General features: G+C 68.1%; 19 protein-coding genes. 8 read left to right on the top strand and 11 right to left on the bottom strand.

The features are described 5' to 3' along the window. Window positions 1-60 precede the first annotated feature (60 nt). From P0Y33_RS09970 to P0Y33_RS09960, 3 genes are all read right to left on the bottom strand, one after another. A complete protein-coding gene (locus P0Y33_RS09970; protein WP_279527260.1) occupies window positions 61-2,043 on the bottom strand; it encodes a surface glycoprotein in 1,983 nt (660 codons plus the stop codon). Window positions 2,044-2,174: 131 nt separating this feature from the next. Beyond that, a complete protein-coding gene (locus P0Y33_RS09965) occupies window positions 2,175-2,297 on the bottom strand; it encodes a transcription initiation factor IIE subunit alpha family protein (protein ID WP_279527259.1) in 123 nt (40 codons plus the stop codon). Window positions 2,298-2,348: 51 nt separating this feature from the next. Then, complete coding sequence (locus tag P0Y33_RS09960) at window positions 2,349-4,403, bottom strand: hypothetical protein (protein ID WP_279527258.1); 2,055 nt, start codon at window positions 4,401-4,403, stop codon at window positions 2,349-2,351. 153 nt (window positions 4,404-4,556) lie between these two features. Here P0Y33_RS09960 and P0Y33_RS09955 point away from each other — a divergent pair, with 153 nt between their 5' ends. Further along, window positions 4,557-4,994: an ArsR/SmtB family transcription factor gene (locus P0Y33_RS09955; protein ID WP_279527257.1), complete on the top strand. Its 438-nt coding sequence runs from the start codon at window positions 4,557-4,559 to the stop codon at window positions 4,992-4,994. A gap of 6 nt (window positions 4,995-5,000) precedes the next feature. Next, on the top strand, window positions 5,001-5,303 hold the full coding sequence (locus P0Y33_RS09950; RefSeq protein WP_279527256.1) for a DUF7521 family protein: 303 nt from the start codon (window positions 5,001-5,003) through the stop codon (window positions 5,301-5,303). A gap of 213 nt (window positions 5,304-5,516) precedes the next feature. On the opposite strand, the gene P0Y33_RS09945 is transcribed toward P0Y33_RS09950, so the two are convergent. Both P0Y33_RS09945 and P0Y33_RS09940 read right to left on the bottom strand, forming a co-directional pair. Beyond that, window positions 5,517-6,737 (bottom strand): ABC transporter substrate-binding protein, encoded by a 1,221-nt coding sequence (locus tag P0Y33_RS09945; protein ID WP_279527255.1) that lies wholly within the window; start codon window positions 6,735-6,737, stop codon window positions 5,517-5,519. An 84-nt stretch (window positions 6,738-6,821) separates the two neighbouring features. Continuing rightward, window positions 6,822-9,362, bottom strand: a complete 2,541-nt coding sequence (locus P0Y33_RS09940) for a hypothetical protein (RefSeq protein ID WP_279527254.1) — start codon at window positions 9,360-9,362, stop codon at window positions 6,822-6,824. Between the two features lie 102 nt (window positions 9,363-9,464). Between P0Y33_RS09940 and P0Y33_RS09935 the strand changes: the two genes are divergently transcribed. Next, window positions 9,465-10,175, top strand: coding sequence for a DUF7261 family protein (locus P0Y33_RS09935; RefSeq protein WP_279527253.1), 711 nt, complete (start codon window positions 9,465-9,467; stop codon window positions 10,173-10,175). A 43-nt stretch (window positions 10,176-10,218) separates the two neighbouring features. Here P0Y33_RS09935 and P0Y33_RS09930 read toward each other — a convergent pair whose 3' ends face one another. Continuing rightward, window positions 10,219-11,151, bottom strand: a complete 933-nt coding sequence (locus P0Y33_RS09930) for an alpha/beta hydrolase (protein ID WP_279527252.1) — start codon at window positions 11,149-11,151, stop codon at window positions 10,219-10,221. A 240-nt stretch (window positions 11,152-11,391) separates the two neighbouring features. Here P0Y33_RS09930 and kynU point away from each other — a divergent pair, with 240 nt between their 5' ends. Then, on the top strand, window positions 11,392-12,657 hold the full coding sequence (gene kynU, locus P0Y33_RS09925; protein WP_279527251.1) for a kynureninase: 1,266 nt from the start codon (window positions 11,392-11,394) through the stop codon (window positions 12,655-12,657). 144 nt (window positions 12,658-12,801) lie between these two features. After that, complete coding sequence (locus tag P0Y33_RS09920) at window positions 12,802-14,250, top strand: MFS transporter (RefSeq protein WP_279527250.1); 1,449 nt, start codon at window positions 12,802-12,804, stop codon at window positions 14,248-14,250. A gap of 24 nt (window positions 14,251-14,274) precedes the next feature. Here P0Y33_RS09920 and P0Y33_RS09915 read toward each other — a convergent pair whose 3' ends face one another. Further along, on the bottom strand, window positions 14,275-16,533 hold the full coding sequence (locus tag P0Y33_RS09915) for an NADP-dependent malic enzyme (RefSeq protein WP_279527249.1): 2,259 nt from the start codon (window positions 16,531-16,533) through the stop codon (window positions 14,275-14,277). A gap of 60 nt (window positions 16,534-16,593) precedes the next feature. Next, window positions 16,594-16,839, bottom strand: a complete 246-nt coding sequence (locus P0Y33_RS09910; RefSeq protein WP_279527248.1) for a hypothetical protein — start codon at window positions 16,837-16,839, stop codon at window positions 16,594-16,596. A 310-nt stretch (window positions 16,840-17,149) separates the two neighbouring features. Here P0Y33_RS09910 and P0Y33_RS09905 point away from each other — a divergent pair, with 310 nt between their 5' ends. Continuing rightward, window positions 17,150-17,749 carry a hypothetical protein gene (locus tag P0Y33_RS09905; RefSeq protein ID WP_279527247.1) on the top strand — a complete coding sequence of 200 codons (600 nt, stop codon included), beginning with the start codon at window positions 17,150-17,152 and terminating at the stop codon, window positions 17,747-17,749. 30 nt (window positions 17,750-17,779) lie between these two features. On the opposite strand, the gene P0Y33_RS09900 is transcribed toward P0Y33_RS09905, so the two are convergent. Then, window positions 17,780-18,733 carry an alpha/beta hydrolase gene (locus tag P0Y33_RS09900; RefSeq protein WP_279527246.1) on the bottom strand — a complete coding sequence of 318 codons (954 nt, stop codon included), beginning with the start codon at window positions 18,731-18,733 and terminating at the stop codon, window positions 17,780-17,782. 95 nt (window positions 18,734-18,828) lie between these two features. Next, the gene (locus P0Y33_RS09895) at window positions 18,829-19,521 is read right to left on the bottom strand and encodes a phage tail protein (protein ID WP_279527245.1); all 693 of its coding nucleotides are present in this window, start codon (window positions 19,519-19,521) and stop codon (window positions 18,829-18,831) included. A gap of 209 nt (window positions 19,522-19,730) precedes the next feature. Between P0Y33_RS09895 and P0Y33_RS09890 the strand changes: the two genes are divergently transcribed. Together P0Y33_RS09890 and P0Y33_RS09885 are read left to right on the top strand one after the other, a co-directional pair. Then, on the top strand, window positions 19,731-20,831 hold the full coding sequence (locus tag P0Y33_RS09890) for a glutamate-cysteine ligase family protein (RefSeq protein ID WP_321170493.1): 1,101 nt from the start codon (window positions 19,731-19,733) through the stop codon (window positions 20,829-20,831). Window positions 20,832-20,960: 129 nt separating this feature from the next. Next, window positions 20,961-21,947, top strand: a complete 987-nt coding sequence (locus tag P0Y33_RS09885; protein WP_279527243.1) for a hypothetical protein — start codon at window positions 20,961-20,963, stop codon at window positions 21,945-21,947. Window positions 21,948-21,951: 4 nt separating this feature from the next. Here P0Y33_RS09885 and P0Y33_RS09880 read toward each other — a convergent pair whose 3' ends face one another. Beyond that, window positions 21,952-23,259: a PQQ-dependent sugar dehydrogenase gene (locus tag P0Y33_RS09880; protein WP_279527242.1), complete on the bottom strand. Its 1,308-nt coding sequence runs from the start codon at window positions 23,257-23,259 to the stop codon at window positions 21,952-21,954. Window positions 23,260-23,267: the final 8 nt, after the last annotated feature.

The following is a 23,267-nucleotide window of genomic DNA, read 5'->3' as shown; positions in this document are numbered from 1 at the left end:
GACGGTCGCTACTCGACCAACTGCACCGAAGAAAAGAGGACTGCGGAATCGGCGAGCGCGTTAGCTGTTGCCGTCGCCGTTGTTCGTCTTCTTGATGTACTTCTTCTCCTTCTTGATCTTCTCGTCGTCGACGACGCCGTCGTCGAGGTCCTCGTCGTCGACGGTGAAGTTCTCGAGACGCGAGCGGTCGTGCGCGATTTCGTCGAGCGACGTGTCCTCGAAGGTGACGTCACGGACGTCCGAGTCGTCGAACGTCACGTTCTCGAACGTCGTGTCGGTCAGGTCGAACTCGTAGAACGAGGTGTTCTCCCACGTCCCGTTCGCCAGCGTGGCGTTCGACCACGTGGCGTTCGTCACGGACGTGTTCTCCCAGGTCTCGTTCGTGATGGTCACGTTGGTCCAGGTGACGTTCGATATCGTCACGTTCGACAGCGTGACGTTCTGGAACGTGACGTTCGTCAGCGTCGCGTTGGTCACGGTTACGTTCGTCGTCGTGGTGTTGTTCCACGTGGTGTTCACCAACGTCGAGTTCACGACGGTCGTGTTGTTGAGCGTCGTGTTCCAGACCGTCGTGTTGTTCCACGTGGTGTTCACCAACGTCGAGTTCACGACGGAGGTGTTCTGCCACGTGACGTTCACCAGCGACGTGTTGTAGATGGTGGTGTTGTTCCACGTCGCGTTCCGGAGTGTGGAGTCGGTCCACGTCACGTTGCACGCGGTGCCGTTGGCCCACGTCGTGTTCGTGACGGTGACGTTCTGCCAGGTCTGGTTACACCACGTCTCGTTGACGACGGAGACGTTCCGCCAGGTCGTGTTGTAGAACGTGGTGTTGTTCAGCGTCGCGTTCTGGACCGTCACGTTGGTCCAGACCGTCCGGTTCTGCGTGACGTTCGTGAACGTGGAGTTGACGATGGTCGTGTTGTTCCACGTGCTGTTCAGGACTGTCGTGTTGTTGTACGTCGCGTTGAGCGCGGTGTAGTTGTGGAGTGTGAGGTTACGGAACGTGTAGTTCGCGAGGACGAGCGACCCCGTACGGGGGTTCTTCGTCGACTGGACGTTGATGTCGGCTTGGACGGTGTAGTTGCCCGGCGACGTCGGGTTCTGGACGTCCGAGTAGACGACGATGACGCCGTAGTCGTCCTTGATACCGTAGTTCCCGCCGAAGTCGAAGGTGACGGTCTCGCCGACGTTCGTCGTCGTGACGGACTTCAGGTCGTCCATCGTGGAGACGTCGATGTCGCCGTCACCGTCGATGTCGAAGCCGACTTTCTTCACGTCCTCGATGCCGACGTCCTGGACGGAGCCGTCGAAACTCCCGTCGGCGTGGTAGTTCACCTGGATGTCGGAGAGGGAGTTACCCACCTCGTTCGAGGAGGTGGCGATGGCGACGTGGTGAGTCGCCGTCTGTCCCGGGTTCGGCGGCGCGGAGTCGATGATCTCGTCGTGGTCCGACGCCGGTTCGTAGCCCGTCACCTCGGTCTCGTTCGTCTCGTAGTCGGTGACGTTCGGGCCGACTTTGAGCGTCGTGTTCACCGGGTCGAACTTGCTCCCGGTGTTGACGTCGACCGAGACGTTGTACTCGCCGGTCGTCGGGTTCGTCGTGTTGTTGAAGACGACGATGACCGACTCGTTGTCTTTGAGGCTCGTGTCGCCGCCGAAGTCGAAGACGAGCGTCCCGTTGTGTGGGTGGAGGACGCGCTTCAGGTCCTTCGCCTGCTGGTCGATGTCGCCGGACTCGTCGACGTCGACGCCGACGCGGAGAACGTCCTCTTTCGTGACGTTCGCGACGGACCCGTTGTACGCGGGGTCCACCGAGTAGTTCACGTAGATGTCCGAGAGAGCGTTCCCACCCTCGTTACCCGTGAGTTCGAGGACGACCTTGTGCGTGGCCGTCTCGTTGGGGTCCGCCGGGTCGGTGTCGATGCTGCTGCCGTCGGCCTGCACCGCTGCGGCCGAACCGGCGAATGCGATACTTCCTGCGAAAACTGACAGTACCAGTAGCGCCGCGAGGATGGCGCTCCTGAGTTGTGTTTGCCGTGCCATGTGGCTTGGGAGAGTCGCGTCTGTAGTCGATTCGCTGGCTATCCGGTACTCCGGCAAAACCTTCGAAGGCCCGCTGAAAAGTGTTGATGGCCACCCGTCACGTTACCTCTCTGACACGACTCGCGGTGCGCCTATTCGACTACGAGTGGTTCGTCGCAGGCCGGACAGTGGAACGCGCCGTCACGGCCGTCGAGGTCACTTCGCTCGCCGGTCCACCCACAGATCGCGCACTGCTCGTACTGCCTCGAGGACATGCTGGTCGGTGGTGTGGTCGCGAGGCGGAAAACGCTTGGGCGAACCGGGACTCAGAGTTTCTCGGCCGCGAGCGCCTGCTTGGTCCGACGCTCGGCCTGTGAGAGTCGCTTCTCCGCCGCCCGCGACGTCCCGTTCGGCATCGCCCCGCGGACGGTCGCCAGGGCGTCCCGCACCTTCGAGAGGCGGGTCTGAACTGCACGGAGTCTGGCGTTCGCACCCTTCGCGTCGCCCGCCGACGCACGCTCCGCCGCGCGCTCGGCCGCTTCGCGGACGGCGTCGAGTGCGGTCAGGAGACCGCGGACTCCCGGTGCGACACCGTCCGCCGCGGACTGCTGGACCGTCCGTCGCGTCCCGGCCGAGATGTCCGCGAGGAACGACGCCAACGAGGCCTTCCCGGTCCGCGGGCGCTCGACGGTCGCCGGCCGGTCCGACGCGAGGTCGTGGTTGAACCGGAACGCGCCGACCGCGCCGTCCGCGTCGACGACTTCGGCGGTGTAGGCGCCGCCGCGATGCACGTAGACGGCGTCCGTCCCGTCGAGGTGAGTCCGGTAGAGTTCGCCGCCGAAGTCGTCGGCCACGGAGAACTCACGGAGGTCCGCGTCGACCGTCGTCGGGTCGACCCGGAGTTTGGTCGCGTCCCGGTTAGCGACCAGCCCCACGTGGCCGTCCGGGCCGGCGGTCGCCGTCTCGCCGTTGTCCCCGTTCACGCGGACGCGCTCGGCGTAGGGGGCTTTCCCGGCCGTGTTGACGGTCAGGCGGTGCTCGCCCGCGGGGAGGCCCCGAGCGACGACGACGCCACCGAACGAGGGGACGGCGACGGGGTCGCTCTCGACGAGGGCGACGCTCTCGACGGTGGGGTCGGTCGTCGTCACGCCCTCGCCGTCCGGTGCATCCCCGTTCGGGACGACGTCCCTGAGGACGCCGACGATTTGAGTCCCGAGCCCACCCGGCGAGAGCCCGTAGCGGTCGGCCAGCGCCGCGCGGTGTCTGGAGTCGGTGACGTCCGCCAGCGGGTCGCGGTAGCGCGGTTGGGTCCACGGCGCGGCCGTGGTCGTGAGGTGCGAGGCGACGGCGTTCTCGGCGAACTTCGGAATCGCGAACTCGAAACTCAACTGTGGGCCGGTGAACGCCGAGATGTCCTCGACGGCCGTGGTCGGGGCGAGAGAGTACGTGTGGTCGGTCTCGGTCTCGCCCCCTTCGGGTCCGAGGGTGACGCCGGTCTCGCGGGGCGGGAGGTCCGTCGGCGGCGTCGCGAGGTCGGCGAACGAGCGGACAGTCAACTCGGGCGGCGCGAGGTGCTCGCGCTCGAAGTGCGGAATCTCGGGGTGGTCGTACACCGGCTTGCCGTCGAGTTCCGGCACCACGTAGGGGAGGCGGTACCCCTCGTCGCGTGGCAGTCCGTAGGCCACCGGGAAGTCGGTCAGCGCCTCCACCGCGTCGATGCTGTCGTTGGTCACGTCCGCCGAGAGCGACCCGAGCGAGAAGCGCTGGAAACTCGCCGCCTCCGCGTTCAGCGAGACGCCGCTGGAGTGCGAGCCGAGTTCCGCGAGGACGCGCGGTTCGGTCTGCGGGTCGAGGAACTCGTTGTTCGGGACTTTCCGCGCGTGAGCGCTCGCGACGTACAACTGGGCGGCGCCGCTCCGGTCGTCGACGAAGACGTGGAGCACCTCCCAGTCGTGCCAGTGGAAGTTGGTGGTGAACTGGTCGAACGCCGAGTAACTCCAGAACTGGACGACCGAGAGGGTGGTGTCGGGGTACGTCCGAGCGTTGTAGAACACCGTCGGGTTCGGGGGCGCACCGCCCTGTGCTTCGTAGTCTCGGAGGTAGCCGTCGACGGCGTCGAACCCCGTGACGACGCGCTCGCCGTCCTGCTCGCTGGCGTACGGCCGGGGGTCGGTCGGGAACCACGTCTCCGCGGCGTCGAAGTAGAGTGTGGGTGCGAACTGTTCGGCGAGTCGCCGGGCGCGGTCGTCGCCGACCGGTTCGGTCGGACCGGACGACTGCTCTCCACCCGGGAGGACGCCTGCACAGCCCGCGAGTCCTGCGGCCGTACCGCCGCCGAGGAGCGTTAGCAATTCGCGGCGGCGGAGCGACGACCCGTGCATGGCCCCGATTTGGCCGTCCCCACTCTTTGGCCTGACGGCTCGGTGGTGACCGTCCGCGAACGTGGCTCGTGGCCGGCGGTGAGAGAAGCTTTTACCCGTCGGACGATTAGCGTCGGTTATGTCTCAGAAACCGCAGCGGAGTGACGACTCTCGGTGGAACCGCTCGCGGACGTCGGGGTCGGTCGCGTGAGTAAGGAGTGGCGCGCCGAGAACGTCTTCGACGTCCTCGGTTCCGAGGTCGCCCGCGAGATACTGGTCCTCGCCAGCGAGCGGCCGGTGTCCGCGAACGAGTTAGCCGACCACTGCGGCGTCTCGACGCCGACGGTGTACCGCCGACTCGATGCACTCCAGGAGTTCGACCTGATCGAAGAACACACCGCCATCGCGGACGACGGCCACCACCACCGACGCTTCGAGACCGTCGTCTCGGCCGTCCACCTCCACCTCGACGACGGCGCGCTCTCGGTCGATTTCGACTTCACGACGGACTACGCGGACTCGCTCTCCCGACTGTGGGCCGACCTCGAACGGGAGAGCGGGCGAGAGACCGGTGCGGACGACGACCCAACCGGCTCACCGGACGCCGGGTGACCTCACGTGTCTGAACCACCGGAACTCTGGGCACTGCTCGTCGTGAATGCGATCCTGTTCGTCGCGGGGAGCGTCCTGACGGCGCTCAGCTACCGCGCGTACCGGCGCTACCGCCGACAGCCACTCCGGAGCGCCGCCGTCGGCTTCGCGCTCATCACGATCGGGTCGGTCCTCGAGTTGGTCTACGAGGTCGGTATCCGCGGGTGGAACGACCTGAACGGCCGCGAACTCCTCGCCCTCCAGACCGTCGAGAGTCTGCTCATCGCCTCCGGACTCGTCGTGATGTTCTACGCGCTGGCACAGTACTGACGACGCGAGAGGGAGAGGGGAAAACGGGAGGACCGACGTAGTGTCGGACGAAGAGTTCCCCGTGCACGCCCAGCGCGTCGGGGAAGGGGAAAGGGGGGAGGTTGGGGGGAGTGCTGCAGCAGGTCGCGCGACCCGTCTCCCTCTCTTGTAGTCGTGAAGGTAAAGCCCCCGCCGTTGTTCAGTTTGCGAAACTCGGTGGTCGAACGGGCACCCTCAGCGGTCGCCGGCGACGATGGCCGCGACGCGCTGGCGGTCGAAGAGTTGCTCCTCGGTGGGAATGTCGGGGTACGGTTCGCCGTCAGTGTACCCGGGCCACGCGCCGAACTGTTCGGGGTAGAGTTGTTTCGCGCCCATCTCGAGTTGGAAGAGGTTCATGAGCGGTCCCTGGTAGCGCATCCCCGCCGGGTAGACACGGTCGTTCTGTACGGCGGTCAACTGGCTGCCGACCGGGTGGTCCTGAAGTCGTTCGCGGGTCGTCGCCGTGCTGGCGTACGGCGTGAGTCCCCAGAGGTTGAGGATGACGTCCGGGTCGGCCTCCAGCATCGTCTCGAAGTCGACCGTTCCCCACAGGTTCGACCAGTCCTTCGCGGCGAAGGCGTCGGTCGCGCCGAGCGGCCGGGTGTCCGCCAGCCAGTACCCTGGTTCGTTGAGGTGGTAGGTGTAGAACACGTCGCGTTTCGGGGCCATCGTGACGCGGACCGCCGTCGGTCGCTCCTCCGCGGGCGGGAGTCCCTCGCGAATCGTCTCGAGGAGGTCGGCGTGGACCGCTTCGAGTTGCCGGTAGCGCTCGGTCTCCTGGAAGACCTGCGCGACCTTCCCGAACAACTCCCAGAGCGAGTAGTACTGGTAGTCGTCTCGGTACGCTTCGGGCGCCGTCGCGTGTGTTCCGCTGTAGAAGTTCCCGAACCACGGACCGACGGTCGAGGCGACTTCCTCGACGTCGGAACGGTTCCACCCGTCCTGTGTGGTGACGTACGCGGGGTCGACGAAGTGGACGTCGCTCCCGAGTTCGTACACCTCCTCTCTGGTGATTCCGTCGGCCAACGGGTCCTGGAGACCTTCCCAGTCGAAGGAGACGCCGTCGAGGTGGTGGTAGTAGTGGTTCATCGTCGTCCCCGACATCTTCGGGACGTAGACGGTGTCGACGGCGTCACCGTGGCCGAGCGCGACCGCCATGTCCGCGTACTGGGGGAAGACGGTGAAGACGCTCTCCGGCACGCGGTCGAAGGAGACCTCACCGACGGGCGCCATCGAGACCGTGTAGGAGGAGTCCGCCGTGGTCGTCGTCGACGCGGTCGTCCCGTCGTCGGCCATCGCGTTCTCACCGCTCGATCCGCCGGTACAGCCGGCGAGCAACCCGCCACCGACGAGCATCGCGCTTCCTCGCAGGTAATCCCGCCGCGTCGGCGTCCAGTGGTCGCTGGTGTCGTCCATGCCTTTAGGCCCACCTAAATAAATAAGTCGCTTCCGGTTTTCGGCGAGCCTAAACACGGGGGTGGCCCAGGTGGCCTACGGGGCTCAGTCGTCGTCCTCGGGCGTCAGCCCGCGCCGGATGCCGCGAACGAGCGCCTCCAGATCCTCGGAGTCGGCGTCGAGGTCGACGTCGAGTGAGAGTGCGTGCGGTTGCGTCGCCGGTTCGGAACTCGCGGCGGCGGCGCCACCCTCCGCGGCCTGCTGTGCCGCGGCTTGGGCCTCCTTTGCGGCCTCTTTCGCCGTCTCGGCGGCCTCTCGTGCTTCGGCGGCGGCTTCCGCGACTTCGGCCACGAGTTCCTGGACATCTTCGAGACCTTCGAGTTCGCCGGGTGCCGCTGTCACTTCGCCGGCACTCTCCTCGGCCGCCTCCGCGGTCTCTTCGGCCTCGGACTCCGCAGACTCGGTCTCTTCGGCCGCCGACTCGCTCTCCTCCTCGGCCGATTCTTCGGCCTCGGTTTCGGTCTCCTCGGTGGCTTCTCCGCCTTCAGTTTCTTCCTCACCTTTGACTTCGCCCTCCTCGGCGGTTTCCTCGCCCTCTTCCTCGGTCTCTCCGGCCGCTCCTGTTTCACCTTCGGCTTCCTCGGCTTCTTCCTCTTCTTCGCCGACGGAGATGGTGACGCCGGGACCGGCGTCGACGTCGATGTGGATGGTCTCGTCGTCTTCGGCGAGTTCGACGACTCCACCGCCGTTTCCGTCGCTTCCAGTACTTTCGGCGTCTCCCCCGTCGGGGACGAGGTCCTCGCCGCCGTCGGTTTCGAGCGGTTCGTCGCTCGTCTCGACCTGGATACCCTCCGGCAGGTCGACGTCTTCGAGGTCCACGCCGTCTTCGAGGTGGACCTCCACGCCGGACTCTTCGTCGATCCGGATCTCGACGCCGGAGTCGTCACCGAAGCTAATCTCGACTGCACCCTCGTCCGCCAGCAGTTCGCGGGTGGCCTCCTCGGCCGCTCGCTCCACGTCGGCGCTTGTCCCGTTGGCGGCCTCGGAGAGCACCTCCTCGGTCTGCTCTACGGCCGACGTCGGCGCCGCCTCCTCCTCGTCGGCAGACGCTTCGGTAGTCGACGACGAGGGTTCGGCCACTTCGGCGGCGCCCTCGGCCGTCTCGGTCGACGGCACGGCGACGCTCTGCTCGACCGCTGAGACGACGTCTTCGATGGCCTCGGCGGCTTCCGCGGCGCGTTCGGCCGCCTGCTCGACGTCACCGACCGCCGCTCGGGCGACCGACTCCGCCGTCTCCTCGGCGGTCTCCTGTGCCGTCTCCTGGGCGACCTGCTCGGCGGTCTCGCGAGCGGCCGTCTCGGCCGCGTCGGCCGCCGCCTCGCGAGCGACGTCCTCCGCCGCAGATTCGGCGACGTCACGTGCCGTCTCCTGGGCGACCTGTTCTGCGGTCTCCCGTGCGACGTCGCGGGCAGTCCGTTCGGCCGCCTGCTCGGCGGTTTCGCGGGCGACCGACTCCGCCGTCTCTCGTGCCGCCTCGGTCGCTGCCTCCGTCGCCGTCTCTTCGATCGTCTCGGTGTCGACCGACTCGGCCACCGAGCGCGCCGTCTCCGCGGCGTCCTGGGCGGTCTCCGCGGCCGACTGCACCTCGTCGGAGACGTCTTCGGCGACCCGTTCTGCGGTCTCCGACGCAGTCCCTTCGGCGACGCGCTCGGCGGCCACCGTCGCGACCGACTCGGCGGTTTCCGACGCGGTCTGTTCGGCCACCTCGTCCGCCACGGTCGCCGCCGTCTCTTTGGCCACCTCTTCGGCGGCCTCGCGGGCCGCCTCGCTGGCCGTCTCGGCGACGGTCTGCTCGGCCACCTCTTCGATGGTCTGTTCTATCGTCTCGGCCGCTTCGGTCGGTTCCTCGGTCATCGTTCGCGCTGGCTCGCTGGTCTCTCCGGTCGTCTCTCCACCCGTCTCGGTTCCCCGTTCCGCCGTCGACTCGGCGGCGACGGCGGCCTTCTCGGCTGTCTCCTGCGCCCGTTCGGCCGCTTCGGTGGTCCCGGAAACAGCCTCGGCGGCCGTCGCGGTCGTCTCGTCAACGGCCTCGCCGGTCGTCTCGGTCTCCTCTTCTTCGGCCTCGGCTTCGGCCTCTTCTTCAGTCTCGGTCTCGGGGAGGCGATAGCGTCCCTCCGCGTCGCGTTCGAGGAGACCGGCCCACTCGTAGAGGTCGAGGAGCGTCGTGATTCCCGGTTCGACGCGGGCGGCGTCGAGGTCCTGCTCGGCGAGGTCCGCGACGATGGGGACGAGGTCCTCCTCCGCGGTCGGGTTCCCCTCGACGACGCCGCGGACGTCCTCGGTGAGGTCCCAGTCCACGAGGAGGTCGCGTGCTCGCTCCGCCGCGCGCTCGTCGTCGCCCTCGACCAGCGCGTTCGCGAGGTCCTCGCCGGCGTCCGTCAGTCGGTGTTTCTGCCGGTGCGGTTCGAGGATGCCGAGTTCCTCCAGGAAGCGGGTCTGGCGACCGACCACGTCGGAGACACTCGTCACCTCCTCGACGTCGGAGGTGTATCGTGGCTCCTCGCCGGCCCCCACTTCGGCCCACCCGGCGAGTATCTCCTGGAGGGTGTCGAGGCTCACACCCTTCGGAATGTGGTGTTCGGTCATCGTGTGTGTGTTCGAAACAACCCCCCGAAAGTCCAACGGCCGTCTGAATCGACGGCTGACTCGCGCCGAGTGTTTAACTACGATTGCGAAGCAGTCGGTGTAATGTCCGACTCCCCCGTCGCCGAGCCGCCGGCGATTCCCCCGCCGGTCCCACCCGGCGACGCCGACGCGTGGTACGCACCCGACGTCCGCCAGCAGTACGAGGTCCTCCCCGACGTCGTCGTGACGCTCCGGACCGACGGCGACGGCGTCCGTTACGACGTGCGCGAACCACCGGTGAGTGTCGCCGACCGGGCCGCCGCCGGGCGCGTCGCCGACTACTTCGCGGACGCACACGCCTCGCCGCCGGTCACCCGTGAAGGGACCGTCGAACGGGCGCGTACGGGTCTCTCAGAGAAACACCGTCGCGTCGTCGCTCGCCTGACCGACCGCTCCCGGGCCGGCCGGCGCCGTCTCGGCTACGCCGTGCTCTGCGAGCAGCGCTGCCTCGGTGCGCTGACGCCGTTCGCGCTCTTCGAACGCGTCGACGCGTTCCGGACGGCACTCGACCCACACCTCGACGGACTTCGGACCGCCTCGCTGGACGACGGAACGGCCATCCGGGTCGAGCGCAACGAGTCGACCGCGGTCGCGTGGCGTCGAGCACACTGCCCGCGCGGCGAGGGCCGGCGCTTCGGTGGGTGTCAGGCTATCGACGGCGTCGTCGTCCAGAACCGGGCCGGACAGACGCACGTCCTCGCCGCCGCGTTCGACGTCCGCGTCGTGGCGCCCGCGGGGACGACGCGTCTCACGGTGGTCGTCCGGCGGTGGTGAGACGAGGGAAGCGAGTCGAGGGATAGCGGACTCCGTCTCGCCGCTACTCTCTGCCTGCTCGCCCGCTCGGAAGCCGTGCCGCGACACGTTCCATCGCCTCGTCCGCCCGTGCCACCTCGTCGGTGAGGCTCAGGAAGCCGTGGGCCATCGACGGATAGTGGTGGTGTTCGACGGGCGTACCGGCGTCGTCGAGGCGCTCGGCGTACGCACGGCCGTCGTCGCGGAGCGGGTCGAACCCCGCGGTGACGACGGTCGCCTCGGGGAGTCCCGAGAGGTCGGGGGCGCGCACCACGCTCGCGTAGGGGTTCGCGGCGTCGACGGGACTCCGGAGGTACTGCTCCCAGAACCACGTCATGTCCGCGCGGGTGAGGAGCGGCCCGTCGGCGTTCTCCCGGTAGGAGTCGGTGTCGAAGGCGTGGTCGGTGATGGGGTAGAGCAGTGTCTGGTGGTCGACGTCGGGACCGTCCGCGTCGCGGGCACGGAGCGCGACCGCGGCGTCGAGGTTCCCGCCCGCGCTCGTCCCGCCGACGGCGAGGACGTCCGTCCCACCGAGCGCGGCGGCGTTGTCGGCCACCCACTCCAGCGCGGCGTAGGCGTCGTCGAGCGGCGCGGGGAAGGGGTGTTCGGGCGCGAGTCGGTAGTCGATCGAGACGACGACACACCCCGAGCGAGTGGCGAGTTCCCGGCAGATGGCGCCCACCGAGTCGAGCGTGCCGAGGGTCCACCCGCCCCCGTGGTAGAAGACGAGGACGGGTGCGGGCGCGTCGACGTCGCGGTACACCCGGACGGGAACCTCGCCGTCGGGGCCGTCGAACGCGAGGTCCCGGACGAGCGAGACCTCGCGGACGTCCTCGGCCGAGAACACCTCGTCTTCGACGCGGCGGGCGCTCTCGACGCTCATCGCGTGCCACTCCGGAATCCCCAGTCGGTCGAGTTCATCGACGACGGCGGCGACGTCGGGGTCGAGTTCGGTCATACCGGCGGGATGACGGCGGCCGACAAATAGCTACGCGGAGCGGGAGACTCAGTCGAGGAGTGCGGGCTTCCCGACCGGGAGTCGTCCGAACAGTGCGTAGTGGACCGCCATCGCGACGGCGAACAGTACGACGAGAACCTCGAGCGTGCGTCTGAAGCTCACACTAGTCTGTTCGGGCAGCTGTCACTTAGACCCTCCCCTTCCACACACAGTATGTAGTCCGCCCGCCAAGACTCACCGATGCCCGACACGACACGCGAGGGTTCACGCGAACGCGACGCCGCCGACCCACTCCGGGAGTTTCGCGACCGATTCGACATCCCCGACGACTACTACGTCGACGGCAACTCCCTCGGTCCCATCTCGACCGACGCCGAACGGGCGCTCGACCGCGTCGTCGAGGAGTGGCGCACGCTCGGTATCCGCGGGTGGACCGACGGCGACCCGCCGTGGTTCCACTACGGCGAGTTCCTCGGGGAGCGTCTCGCCCCTCTCGTCGGTGCGCGGGAACACGAGGTCGTCGCCGCCAACAGCACGACCGTCAACATCCACACGCTCGTCGGGACGTTCCTCGACCGACTCGACGACCCCCTAATCCTGCTCGACGAACTCAACTTCCCCACGGACACCTACGCCGTCCGCGCACAACTCCGGAACCGCGGCTACGACCCGGACGACCACACCGTCGTCGTCGAGAGCGAGGACGGCCGGACCATCGACGAGGCCGCGGTCGAAGCGGCGCTCACCGACGACGTCGACCTCGTCTTCCTCCCGTCGGTGCTCTACCGGAGCGGTCAACTCATCGACCTCGAACACGTCACCGCGGCGGCCCACGCCCACGACGCCTTCGTCGGGTTCGACCTCGCACACTCGGTCGGCGTCGTCCCGCACGACCTCCACGAACTCGGCGTGGACTTCGCGGTCTGGTGTAGCTACAAGTACCTGAACGCCGGTCCCGGGGCGATCGCTGGTCTCTACGTCCACGAGCGCCACCACGAGCGGACGCCCGCACTCGCCGGGTGGTGGGGCCACGAGAAGGAGACGCAGTTCGAACTCCGAGACACCTACACGCCCGCCGCGTCGGCCGGTGCGTGGCAGATCGGCACCGTTCCAATTCTCGCGGCTGCGCCGTTGGAGGGGAGTCTCGACGTCGTCCACGAGGCCAGTATCGAGGCGATTCGGGAGAAGTCGCTCGCCCTCACCGACTACCTCGTCACGCTCGTCGAGGACCGACTCGACGACGACTTCGCCGTCGGCACGCCCCGCGACCCCGACCGCCGCGGCGGCCACGTCGCCGTCGAGCACCCCGAAGCCTATCGGATCACCGAGGCGCTCTCCGAGCGAGGCGTCGTCGGTGACTTCCGCCCGCCGAACGTCGTCCGAATCTGCCCGGCCCCGATCTACACCGGATTCGAGGACGTCTACGACGTCGTCGAGGCACTCCACGACGTCGCGACGTCGCGCGCCTACGAGTCGGTCGAACCCCACGACGGCAGCGTGACGTAGCCCGGTCGTCCTCGTGGCCTGTTCCCGTGTGATTTTCTCACAACAGCCGTTGTAAAACAATTCATTCATTACGGGGAGTATTCTCAACCCTGATACGATGTGTCGTAACTCGAAAGTTGTCTCGCCAGGTGGTGTGGTGGCGTTATGAGCGGCGACGACGTCTACGAGACGAAGATCCCCGCGCGCATGGACCGACTGCCGTGGTCGCGCTGGCACTGGAAGGTCATCCTCGCGCTGGGCGTGACGTGGCTGCTCGACGGGATGGAAGTGACCCTCGTCGGCGCGCTCGCCGCGGCGCTGACCGAACCCTCGACGCTCGGCCTCACGAGCGGGCAGGTCGGTCTCGCCGCCTCCGTCTACCTGGTCGGGGCCGTCGCCGGCGCGCTCGTGTTCGGTCGGCTCACCGACAAATACGGTCGCAAGAAGTTGTTCTTCGCGACCCTCACGCTCTACTTCCTCGGCGTCGGGTTGACCGCGCTGTCGTGGAGCTTCTGGAGCTTCGCGTTCTTCCGGCTCATCACCGGGATGGGCATCGGCGGCGAGTACTCCGCCATCTACTCCGCCATCGACGAACTCATCCCGGCCCGGGCGCGCGGCCACGCCGACCTCGCCATCAGCGGGAGCTACTGGATCGGCGCGGCGCTCGCCTCCGCGATGACCGTCTTCTTCCTCAACAAGCAGTTCCTCACCTCGGCGTTCCAGGGGATGGGGTGGCGACTCGTCTTCGCGACGGGCGCCGTCCTCGCCCTGTTCGTCCTCTTCCTCCGGCGCTTCGTCCCGGAGAGCCCCCGCTGGCTGATGGTCCACGGGCGCGAGGAGGAGGCCGAGGAAATCGTCTCGAACATCGAGGCCGAGGTCGAAGAGCAGACCGGCGTCGACCTCGAAGAACCGGCCGACGAGAAGGCCATCTCCATCGCCCCCATCGGGAGCATCCCGCTGCGGACCATCGCCCGGACGATGTTCCGCGAGTACCCTCGGCGGGCGGTGCTCTGCTTCACGCTCATCGTCACGCAGGCGTTCCTCTACAACGCTATCTTCTTCACCTACGGTCTCATCCTGAAGCAGTACTACGGGATTCCCTCGGGCGAGACGGGTCTCTACCTCATCCCGTTCGCGGCCGGTAACTTCGTCGGCGCCGTCCTGCTCGGTCGGTGGTTCGACACCGTCGGCCGCCGTCCGATGATCGCCGCGACGTACGGCATCTCGGGAATCCTCCTCACGGTCACCGGCTTCCTGTTCATCAACCACCTGCTCTCAGCCGTCGCGATGACCGTCCTCTGGTCGGTCATCTTCTTCTTCGCCTCGCCGGCCGCGAGTTCAGCCTACCTCACCGCGAGCGAGGTGTTCCCGCTGGAGACGCGCGCCCAGGCCATCGCCGTCTTCTACGCCATCGGGACGGGCGTCGGCGGCGTCGTCGCCCCCGCCATCTTCGGCCGGATCATCGGAACCGGCTCTCGGACGATGCTGTTCGCCGGTTACGTCTTCGCCGCCGCGCTCATGCTCGTCGCCGCCGTCGTCGGCTGGAAGTTCGGCGTCGACGCCGAGCAGGAGGCGCTCGAAGACATCAGTTCGCCGCTCAGTTCGGCGGAGTAGCGCACGCTCTCCGCCTCCGTTCTCTCACTCTTCGTCCTGCGCGTCGACGACCGCCACACCCGCGAGGTTGACGATGTCCTTGACTTCGTCGCCGCGCTGGAGGACGTGGACGGGTTCGTCCATGCCGACGAGCATGGGACCGATGGCGTCTGCACCACCGAGGCGCTGGAGGAGTTTGTAGCCGATGTTCCCGGCTTCGAGGTTCGGGAAGACGAGGACGTTGGCCGGTCCGTCGAGGTCGGAGAACTCGTAGGTGCCCCGGAGGATGTCCTCGACGACGGCCGTGTCGGCCTGCATCTCGCCGTCGACCGAGAAGTCCACCTCGGGGTCCTCCCGGAGGCGTCTCGCGGCTGCCCGCGGTTTCTCGGTGCCCTCGGTGTCGACGCTGCCGAAGTCGGAGTACGAGAGCATCGCCACGCGCGGGTCGACGTCGAATCGCCGCGCGAGGGACGCGGTGTGCTGGGCGACCTCCGCGAGCACGTCCTCGTCCGGTTCGCGGTTGACCGTCGTGTCCGCACAGAACACCACGCGGTCGTCGAACGCGAGCAGGTAGACGCCGGCGACGTGGTCGCTGTCGGGTTCGGTGCCGACGACCTGCAGGGGTGGGCGGAGGGCGTCGGGGTAGTGGTTGGTGAGACCGGTGAGGAGGGCGTCGGCGTCGCCCTGCTCGACCATCACGCTCCCGAGGTAGTTCGGGTCCTTCCGGACGAGTTCCTCGGCCTCGCGGCGGGTGACGCCCTTGCGCTTCCGGAGTTCGTGGAGGCGTTCCGCGTACGTCTCGGTGTCGCGGTGGGCCGGGTCGACGACGTCGGGGTCGAAGTCGAGGTCGAGGTCGGCGACGGTGTCCTCGACGGCGTCGCGTTCGCCGATGAGGACCGGGTCGGCGACGCCCTCGTCTTCCATCTGGGCGGCGGCGCGAATCATCTTCTCGTCGTCGCCGTCGCCGAGGGCGACTCGCTTCGGGTCGCTCTTGGCCTTATTGAGGACGGTCCGCATCATCTCGCGACCGCGTCCGAGGCGTGCTTCGAGGCGCTCGCGGTAGGTGTCGAGGTCGATCTCCTCGCGGGCGACGCCGGACGCCACGGCGGCCTCGGCGACGGCCGACGACACCTCGAAGAGGACCCGGGTGTCCGTCGGTTTCGGGATGATGTACTCGGGACCGAACTGGAGCGTCTGCCCGCCGTACGCCTTCCGGACGGCGTCGGGGACGTCCTGGCGGGCGAGGTCCGCGAGGGCGCGGGCGGCGGCCCGCTTCATGTCCTCGTTGATGTCGGTGGCGCGGACGTCGAGGGCGCCGCGGAAGAGGAACGGGAAACAGAGGACGTTGTTGACCTGGTTGGGGTAGTCCGAGCGCCCGGTCGCGACGATGACGTCGTCGTCGCGGGCCGACTTGGCCTCCTCGTAGCCGATTTCGGGTTCGGGGTTGGCCATCGCGAAGATGATGGGGTTGTCGGCCATCGAACGCACCATCTCCTGGGAGACGATGCCGCCGACCGAGAGACCGACGAAGACGTCGGCACCCTCCATCGCGTCGGCGACGTCGCCTTCGGGGACGTCACGGGTAAACTCCTCGTGGTGGTGGTTCAACTCGCCGGCCGCGGCGCGCTCCTCGGTGAGGATGCCGCCGATGTCGACCATCGTGATGTTCTCGCGTTTCACGCCGAGCGAGACGTAGAAGCGGGCGGTCGCCGTCGCCGCCGCCCCGGCGCCCGAGAACGTCACCTCGACGTCCTCGATGTCCTTGTCCGCGATGTCGAGCGCGTTGAGGAGGGCGGCCCCGGTGATGATGGCGGTGCCGTGCTGGTCGTCGTGGAACACCGGGATGTCCATCCGCTCGCTCAGTCGGTCCTCGATCTCGAAACACTCCGGTGCGGAGATGTCTTCGAGGTTGATGCCGCCGAACGTCGGTTCCATCGCCGCGACGGCGTCGACGAACCCGTCGGTGTCGTCCTGGTCGAGTTCGATGTCGAAGACGTCGATGTCGGCGAAGCGCTTGAACAGCACGCCCTTCCCCTCCATGACGGGTTTCGACGCCTGCGCGCCGATGTCGCCGAGACCGAGAACCGCAGAACCGTCGGAGACGACGCCGACGAGGTTCCCCTTCGCCGTGTAGTCGTAGGCCTTCTTGGGGTCGGCGGCGATCTCCTCACAGGGCGCGGCGACGCCGGGCGAGTACGCCAGCGAGAGGTCGCGTTGCGTGTTCGTCGGTTTCGTCGTCGAAATCTCCAGTTTTCCGGGTGGCTCCTCGCGGTGATAGTCGAGGGCGTCCTCGTCGAGTCCCATACTGGACGTGCGAGTCAGGCGACCGAAAAGGTACGTACTGACGCAATTTCGAACGACGGCTCACTCGTCGTCGCGTCCGTAGTCGCGGCCGGCGACCAGCGCGGCGGGTTCGACGAGCAGGAGGGCGGCGAGCGTCAGCGGGATGGTCAGGACGCCGAGGGTCAGGAGGACGACCGTGAGGAACGGGAGGACGACGGCCGTCCAGAACCCGAGGGCACGCAGTGGGCGGGCGACGAACGCGGCGACGTCGTGGCTCTCGGCGGACAACTCCTCCGGGGACGTGGGAAGGTGGGTGGACGTGGACATCAGGGGGCACCTCGCACTCGACTGGAGGGGCGGAGCCCCCATATAACGGGGAGAGCGTTGCCTCGCTTTCGCCGGGATTAAGCACCTTTCACGGGTCGAGACACGTTTCACGGACGGACCGGGGACGTTTCACGAACGACGCAGATAGTGCGAGACGATTTATCGAGGCGTCTCGTCCGATCGTTTCGACGTCGGACGGTGGTGGGCGGCGACCGGACCACGACCGGACCGCGACCCGGTGACGGCCGGACCGCGGCGGGGTCGCGACCGGACCGCGACGCCTTTGTGCGCCGACGCCCCCTCTCGATACGTGCGCGAGGACGACCTGGCGACGCCCGTCGTCGAACACTTCGACGCCGCCTACGAGCGGGCGACCGTCCACCTCGAAGAGCCGTACGACCACTACGGCAACCGTGGGTCGGTCGACGTGTACGCGCGCGTCCGCTCGCCCGCCCCGGTCGACTACCTCGTCGAGTTGAAGGCCGACGCGGCCATCCGCCACGTCACCGGCGCGAACGAGATTCTCCGGCAGTACCGCAAGATGGAGCGCTACTTCTACCAGGACGACGCCCACTCGCTCCGGACGAAACTCGCCCGCGACGGCCCGGGCGCCTACTTCCTCCTCCTGTTCGCGCCCACGACGAAGTGCGTCGAACACGTCGCCGAACACGCCTCGCTCTACGCCTCCGTCGACCCGTCGGCCGACGTCGACGGCGTCCCCGCCGCGAGGAAAGTCGCCTTCCTCACGAACCTCGACGACCCCGAGCGCCTGGGGTTCCTCTCGGTCAACGGCGACGTCGAACTCGGGTCGGCCGCGTTCCGCCAGGCCGTCCCCGACGGGTCGCGTCTCGCCGACGCGCTCCGCGAGGCCGACACCGACGGCGACACTGGGCCGGTCGAAGACAGTTGAACGATTGTACAACTGTTCAACTGAGTCGCGTCAGTGGAGGGCGTCCCGGAGGTCGGCGGCGACCGTGTCGAGCACGTCGTGTCCGCCGGCGACGTCCATCGGTTCGGCGACCATGTTGACGACGCCGTGGACGAGGTCGTCGAAGTGGTGGTGTGCGACGGGCGTGCCGGCGTCGGCGAGCGCGTCGGCGTAGGCCGCACCCTCGTCGCGGAGCGGGTCGAACCCGCAGGTCACGACGCTCGCGGGCGGGAGATCGGTGTGGTCCGACGCGAGGAGCGGCGAGAGGTAGGGGTTGCTCGCGTGGACCCACGAGTCGACGTAGTGGCCCTCGAAGTAGTCCATGTCCGCGGCGGTGAGGAAGTACCCCTCGGCGTTCTCCGCTATCGAGGGGTACGTCGCGTCTCTGCGGAAGTCGACGACGGGGTAGAAGAGCGCCTGGTGACCGATGGCGGGTCCGTCCCGGTCGCGGGCCGCCATCGCGACGACGGCCGCGAGGTTGCCGCCCGCGGAGTCGCCGGCGACGGCGAGGCGGGTCGCGTCCACGTCGGCGTCGAGTGCGTCGGCGTTGTCGGCCACCCACTCGGTGGCGGCGTAGGCATCCTCGACGGGTGCGGGGAAGGGGTGTTCGGGTGCGAGACGGTAGTCGACCGAGACGACGACCGCGTCGGCGGCGTCCGCGAGGATTCGACACGGCGCGTCGTGGCTGTCGAGGTCACCGATGACGAAGCCACCCCCGTGGAAGAAGACGACGACGGGGTGTGGTCCCTCGCTCGTGGGCGTGTACACGCGAATCGGGAGCGCACCCGCCGGGCCGGGAATCGTCCGGTCCGTGACCGTACCGACCGCCGCGTCGGGGTCGCTGTCCGGCCGGAGTGCGTCGAGTTCGCGGGCCTCCTGCGGGTCGAGTTCGTGGAGTTCCGGGCCGTCTATCGCGTCGAGTTGGGCGAGGAGCGCCTGGACGTCCGCGCTCGGTTCGTCTGCCATGTGCTGTGGTACCTGACAGCGCCCAAAAAGGTGTGCGTGCCGGCAGGTCCGACGGTGTCGGACCGTGGCGAATCGTGTGTGGCGGTCGTCGCGAATCAGTGCTTCCCGGCGGCGTCCGCGGACCCGTCCCCGTCGTGGTCCTGCACGCGCCAGCGGTCGACGACCCAGGGCGTCGCGCGCCACCGGGTCGCGTCGCGTGCGAGTTGCGGGTCGAACGCAGGACCACCGGTCGTCTCGTCGCCGTCGACCGGGGCGGACGACTGCTCCACGTCGTCGAAAGTCGGTTCCGACGGCTCGGAGACGGCACGGTCGCGCTCCCACCCGGCGTGTTGGAGGACTAGCCGCTCGACGGCGAGACCCGACTCGCTCGCGTCGAGTTCCGAGAGAGCGGTGTACGACGACGTCCACGCCCGGTAGACCCGGAACGCCATCACGACCTGTCCGGCCGCGTTCCCTAACTCGACGACGACGTCCTTCTCGTAGTCCCCGAGCGACGTCGGGGCGTCGGCCTCGGCGCGGCCACGGTCGTACACCTGGTTCGCCCAGGACTCGAAGGCGTCGTCGTGCGTCCGTCCCCGTTCGAGGACGATGGGGTCGTAGTTCGTCAGGCCGGGCGACGACGTCGGGACCGCACCGCCCGTCCCGCCGCGTTCGGCGACGACGTCCGTCGTGCGCGTGAGTCCGCTCACCCGGTACACCCCCTCGATGTACGCACCGTCCCACTTCACCGCGAACGAGGACTGCTTGTACGACGCACGGCGATGGGTGTTGACCGGGAACCTCGGCATAGTGTACTCTCTACGTAGTCCGCAGATTTATGCTAGAGGGTCTCACCCTCGCCGAGTACACCTCTCGTCGAACGAGTACACAGGCGAATTGCCGGCCACGAAAGATTCTTGTAACTGCCTCCAGAACCGAATTGTGTCATACTGTAACACACGAATCGCCGGGGGCACCGGGTGACCGACTGCACGTCGCAGCAATCGCACAGAGAACCTTGTCAGCACACGAATCAGAACCGGTGCGGCGGAGCATCGAAGTCGAGTACTGGGTCGTCGACGGGGAGGGGCGGTTGACCGAACCGGGGTCACTCGTCGACGCGTCCCCGGGCGTCGAGCGGGAGTTCGTCGAGCCACTCCTCGAGATCAAGACGACCCCTTGTGAGACGACGGCCGAACTGCGACGCGAACTGTTCGAGCGCGTCGGTCGCGTCCTCCGGCGCGCCGACGAACTCGACAGAGGACTCGTCCCACTCGCGACACCCGTGGGTGACGCCGAGATACGCGACCGACCGAGCGACCGGACCCGGATTCAGACGCACGTCGTCGGCGACGACTTCGAGTACGTCCGTCACTGCGCGGGGACGCACGTCCACGTCGAGCAACAGCCTGGGCTGGCGATCGACCAGTTGAACGTCCTGACGGCTCTCGACCCGGCGCTGGCGCTCACCAACTCCTCGCCGTACTTCCGCGGGCGGCGGTTGGCAGCCGGCGCACGCTCGGAGCTCTACCGCCGGATGGCGTACGACGACGTCCCCCGGCAGGGACGGTTGTGGCCCTACACCGACGACGTCGACGAGTGGCGGGACCGACTCGAACGGAGTTACGAAGAGTTCCGGGCCGCGGCGGTCGAGGCGGGAGTCGACCGCGACGACGTCGAGGACAACTTCGGGCCGGAGAGCGCCGTCTGGACGCCGGTCCAACTCCGCTCGGAGTTCTCGACCGTCGAGTGGCGCTCGCCGGACACCACGCTCCCGAGTCAGGTCGTCCGCCTCGCCGACCACCTCGCGACGGTCGTCGAACACCTCCGTGACGCCGACGTGCGTATCGGCGAGCGCGGCCGACTCACGGAAGACGAAGTCGTCGTCCCGCCGTTCGACACCGTCACGGAGTACGTCGACGCCGCGATTCGTGACGGTCTCGACTCGCGAGCGCTCCGGGACTACCTCGACCGGATGGGTTTCGACGTGGACGCCTACGACCCGGTTACACACGACCTCGACAGTGTCGACCGACTCGACGCCGAGGCGGCCCGCCGCCTCCGTCTCGAACACGCCGAGCGCCTCGAACGTCGGGTTCGACGTGCCAACCCTGCTTAGCGGCGCTGCCGCCGACACGCCCAGTCTCGACGGGCCAAACGGGGTGACCGTGGCCTCGCACACCGAGGGACGTCACGGTGCGCTGGCCGCCACTCCCTTCAGACGGCTACCCGAACAGACGCCCCAGAGATGGGGGACACGCCTTCGGACGTGGCGAAGGGGGAGTTGTCGAACCCGGTGAAGCGGTGGGTGTTGCTCACCGGCTCACGGGCGGCAATCGCCACTATCGTGACGGGCGGAGCGGCGGTCGTAACCGGCGTCCTCGTCACCGTGGGGGTGATCTACCTCGGTCCCGGAAGTACCCTCGCGACGGAACTGGCGAGCGGACTCCTCAGCGGACTCCTCTCGCTGGTCACCGTCGCACTCTCCATCAACCAACTCATCCTCTCGCGAGTGTTCGGAACGCCCTCCGACCTCACCGACCGACTGGAGGGCAGCCTCGACTTCCGGCGAACAGTCGAGGACGTCGCCGACGTCGACACCAGTCCGAACGACCCCGGCGCCTTCCTCGGGTTAGTCGCTGAATCGCTCGAAGAACGAACCGCCACGCTCGAACGCGAAGTCGCCGACGCGGCGGTCGACGTCGACACCGATGTCGACGCATTCACGTCCGATCTCGTGGCGTACGCCGACCACTTGAGCGACGCCGAGGGCAGCAACAGCACGTTCGACGTCCTGTTCGTCACGCTCGGGACGGAGTACGCCGACTATCTCGACACCGCACGAGCCATCCAGAACGCCCACGGTGACGCGCTCCCCGCGGGTGCGACGGTCGCCCTCGACGACGTCCTCGAACTCCTGAAGGCGGTCGCGACCGTCAGACAGTTCTTCAAGACGCTCGCTATCCAGCAAGACCTCGCTCGTCTCTCACGTCGACTCGTCTACACCGGTCTCGCGGCCGTCCTCGTCACCTACTGGTTCGGGCAGGTGTACGTCCCCGGCGCCTCGGCGACGGTTCCCGCGGCGTGGCTTCCCTGGATCGCCACCGCGGTGACGGCCGTCGTCTTCGCGCCCCTCGCCATCCTGATCGTCTCGTTGCTCCGGGTCGCGACGGTCACGCTCTACACTGTCTCGGTCGGATCGTTCGTGCCCCCCGAAGAGCAGATTCAATCCTGACCGATCAGCCCGGGACGAGTCGACAGAGCGCCCCGCTCGTCCCCGTGACGCGAGCGTTCTGACTCGTACAGACGAGCAGTTCACCGGCGCGGTCTTCGCCGAACGAGAGGACGTACGGGGCGAACTCCCCGGCGACGGGGACGGCCGAGACGGGCCAGCGGTCCGACTGCGTGTCGGCCGTCGGGTCCGCGACGAACAGACTCCCCTCGGCCCGCCAGTCGGCGAAGACGTACCGCTCGCGCAGGCCGTCGAGTGCGTCGCCGCGGTAGACGTAGCCGCCGACGACGGCGATGCCGCTCGGCTCCGGACCGGAGTGAGGGTACTCGACGACGGGCGGGCGGAGCGGGTCGCCGTCGGGCGTCTCGCTCGGGCACCCGCCGTCGACGCCGTAGCAGTGCGTCCCCTCGCGGACGTTCCAGCCGTAGTTGCCGCCGCGCACGACCTGGTCGACCTCTTCGTAGCGGCTCTGCCCGACGTCGGCGACGAGGAGACCGAACGCCGAGTCGACGGAGAGTCGCCAGGGGTTCCGGAACCCCCACGCGTAGTGTTCGTCGAGGCCCGCGCGCCCGACGAGTGGGTTGTCGGCCGGAATTCCGTACGGGGCTCCATCGGTCCGGGAGTCCACGTCGAGACGGAGGACGCTCCCCAGCAGGTTCGCCTCGACGTTCTGGCCGTTGCCGCCGGGCACGCGCTCGTACCAGTCGGTGACGTGCCCGGTCCCCGCGTCGCCGCCACCGCCGCCGTCGCCGATTGCGACGTAGAGGTGTCCCTCGGGGCCGAACGCGAGGTCGCCGCCGTTGTGGTTCGACTGCGGTTCGGGAATCTCCAGGAGCGTCCGCTCCGAGTCGCGGACGAACGCTCCGCCCTCAACCCGGAACTCGGCGAGGACGAACGTGTGGCTGTAGTTCGTCGGTGTCCCCGACCGGCGCGGCGCGCTGTAGCGGACGTACGCCCGCGGGTCGTCGGGGAAGTCGGGGTGGAACGCCAGTCCGAGCAGGCCCCGCTCGTCGTACCCCGAGACGTCGACGACGGCGTCGCGGAGATCGAGGGCGACGGCCTGGCCGCCCTCCGGGTCGACGTTGTAGACGCGGCCGGGTTGGTCGGCGACGTACAGGGCATCGGTTCCGGCCGGAGCGCGGACGTCGACGGGCGAGACGAACCCGGAGGCGAGGCGCTCGGCGGCGACCGCGTGCACGTCGGCCGACGTCCGGGTCGTCGACTGCCCGTCCGGTGTCTGACAGCCGGCGAGTCCAGCGAGTCCGCCGACGCCGGCGAGACCGACCGCGCGGAGGAACGAGCGACGAGAACTCATAGTCCGGA

This window comes from Halospeciosus flavus (genome assembly GCF_029814175.1).
Lineage (GTDB): Archaea > Halobacteriota > Halobacteria > Halobacteriales > Halobacteriaceae > Halospeciosus > Halospeciosus flavus.
Note: the sequence above shows the minus strand (reverse complement) of the source record. Positions and strands in the feature narration are given on the sequence as shown.

Excerpts from the sequence above, each read along its gene's own strand:
- P0Y33_RS09965 (WP_279527259.1), bottom strand. The coding sequence starts at position 2,297 with ATGTCCTCGAGGCAGTACGAGCAGTGCGCGATCTGTGGGTGGACCGGC.
- P0Y33_RS09900 (WP_279527246.1), bottom strand. The coding sequence starts at position 18,733 with ATGGCAGACGAACCGAGCGCGGACGTCCAGGCGCTCCTCGCCCAACTC.
- P0Y33_RS09940 (WP_279527254.1), bottom strand. The coding sequence starts at position 9,362 with ATGACCGAACACCACATTCCGAAGGGTGTGAGCCTCGACACCCTCCAG.
- P0Y33_RS09935 (WP_279527253.1), top strand. The coding sequence starts at position 9,465 with ATGTCCGACTCCCCCGTCGCCGAGCCGCCGGCGATTCCCCCGCCGGTC.
- P0Y33_RS09880 (WP_279527242.1), bottom strand. The coding sequence starts at position 23,259 with ATGAGTTCTCGTCGCTCGTTCCTCCGCGCGGTCGGTCTCGCCGGCGTC.
- kynU (WP_279527251.1), top strand. The coding sequence starts at position 11,392 with ATGCCCGACACGACACGCGAGGGTTCACGCGAACGCGACGCCGCCGAC.
- P0Y33_RS09895 (WP_279527245.1), bottom strand. The coding sequence starts at position 19,521 with ATGCCGAGGTTCCCGGTCAACACCCATCGCCGTGCGTCGTACAAGCAG.
- P0Y33_RS09945 (WP_279527255.1), bottom strand. The coding sequence starts at position 6,737 with ATGGACGACACCAGCGACCACTGGACGCCGACGCGGCGGGATTACCTG.
- P0Y33_RS09960 (WP_279527258.1), bottom strand. The coding sequence starts at position 4,403 with ATGCACGGGTCGTCGCTCCGCCGCCGCGAATTGCTAACGCTCCTCGGC.
- P0Y33_RS09970 (WP_279527260.1), bottom strand. The coding sequence starts at position 2,043 with ATGGCACGGCAAACACAACTCAGGAGCGCCATCCTCGCGGCGCTACTG.
- P0Y33_RS09915 (WP_279527249.1), bottom strand. The coding sequence starts at position 16,533 with ATGGGACTCGACGAGGACGCCCTCGACTATCACCGCGAGGAGCCACCC.
- P0Y33_RS09920 (WP_279527250.1), top strand. The coding sequence starts at position 12,802 with ATGAGCGGCGACGACGTCTACGAGACGAAGATCCCCGCGCGCATGGAC.
- P0Y33_RS09930 (WP_279527252.1), bottom strand. The coding sequence starts at position 11,151 with ATGACCGAACTCGACCCCGACGTCGCCGCCGTCGTCGATGAACTCGAC.
- P0Y33_RS09885 (WP_279527243.1), top strand. The coding sequence starts at position 20,961 with ATGGGGGACACGCCTTCGGACGTGGCGAAGGGGGAGTTGTCGAACCCG.
- P0Y33_RS09910 (WP_279527248.1), bottom strand. The coding sequence starts at position 16,839 with ATGTCCACGTCCACCCACCTTCCCACGTCCCCGGAGGAGTTGTCCGCC.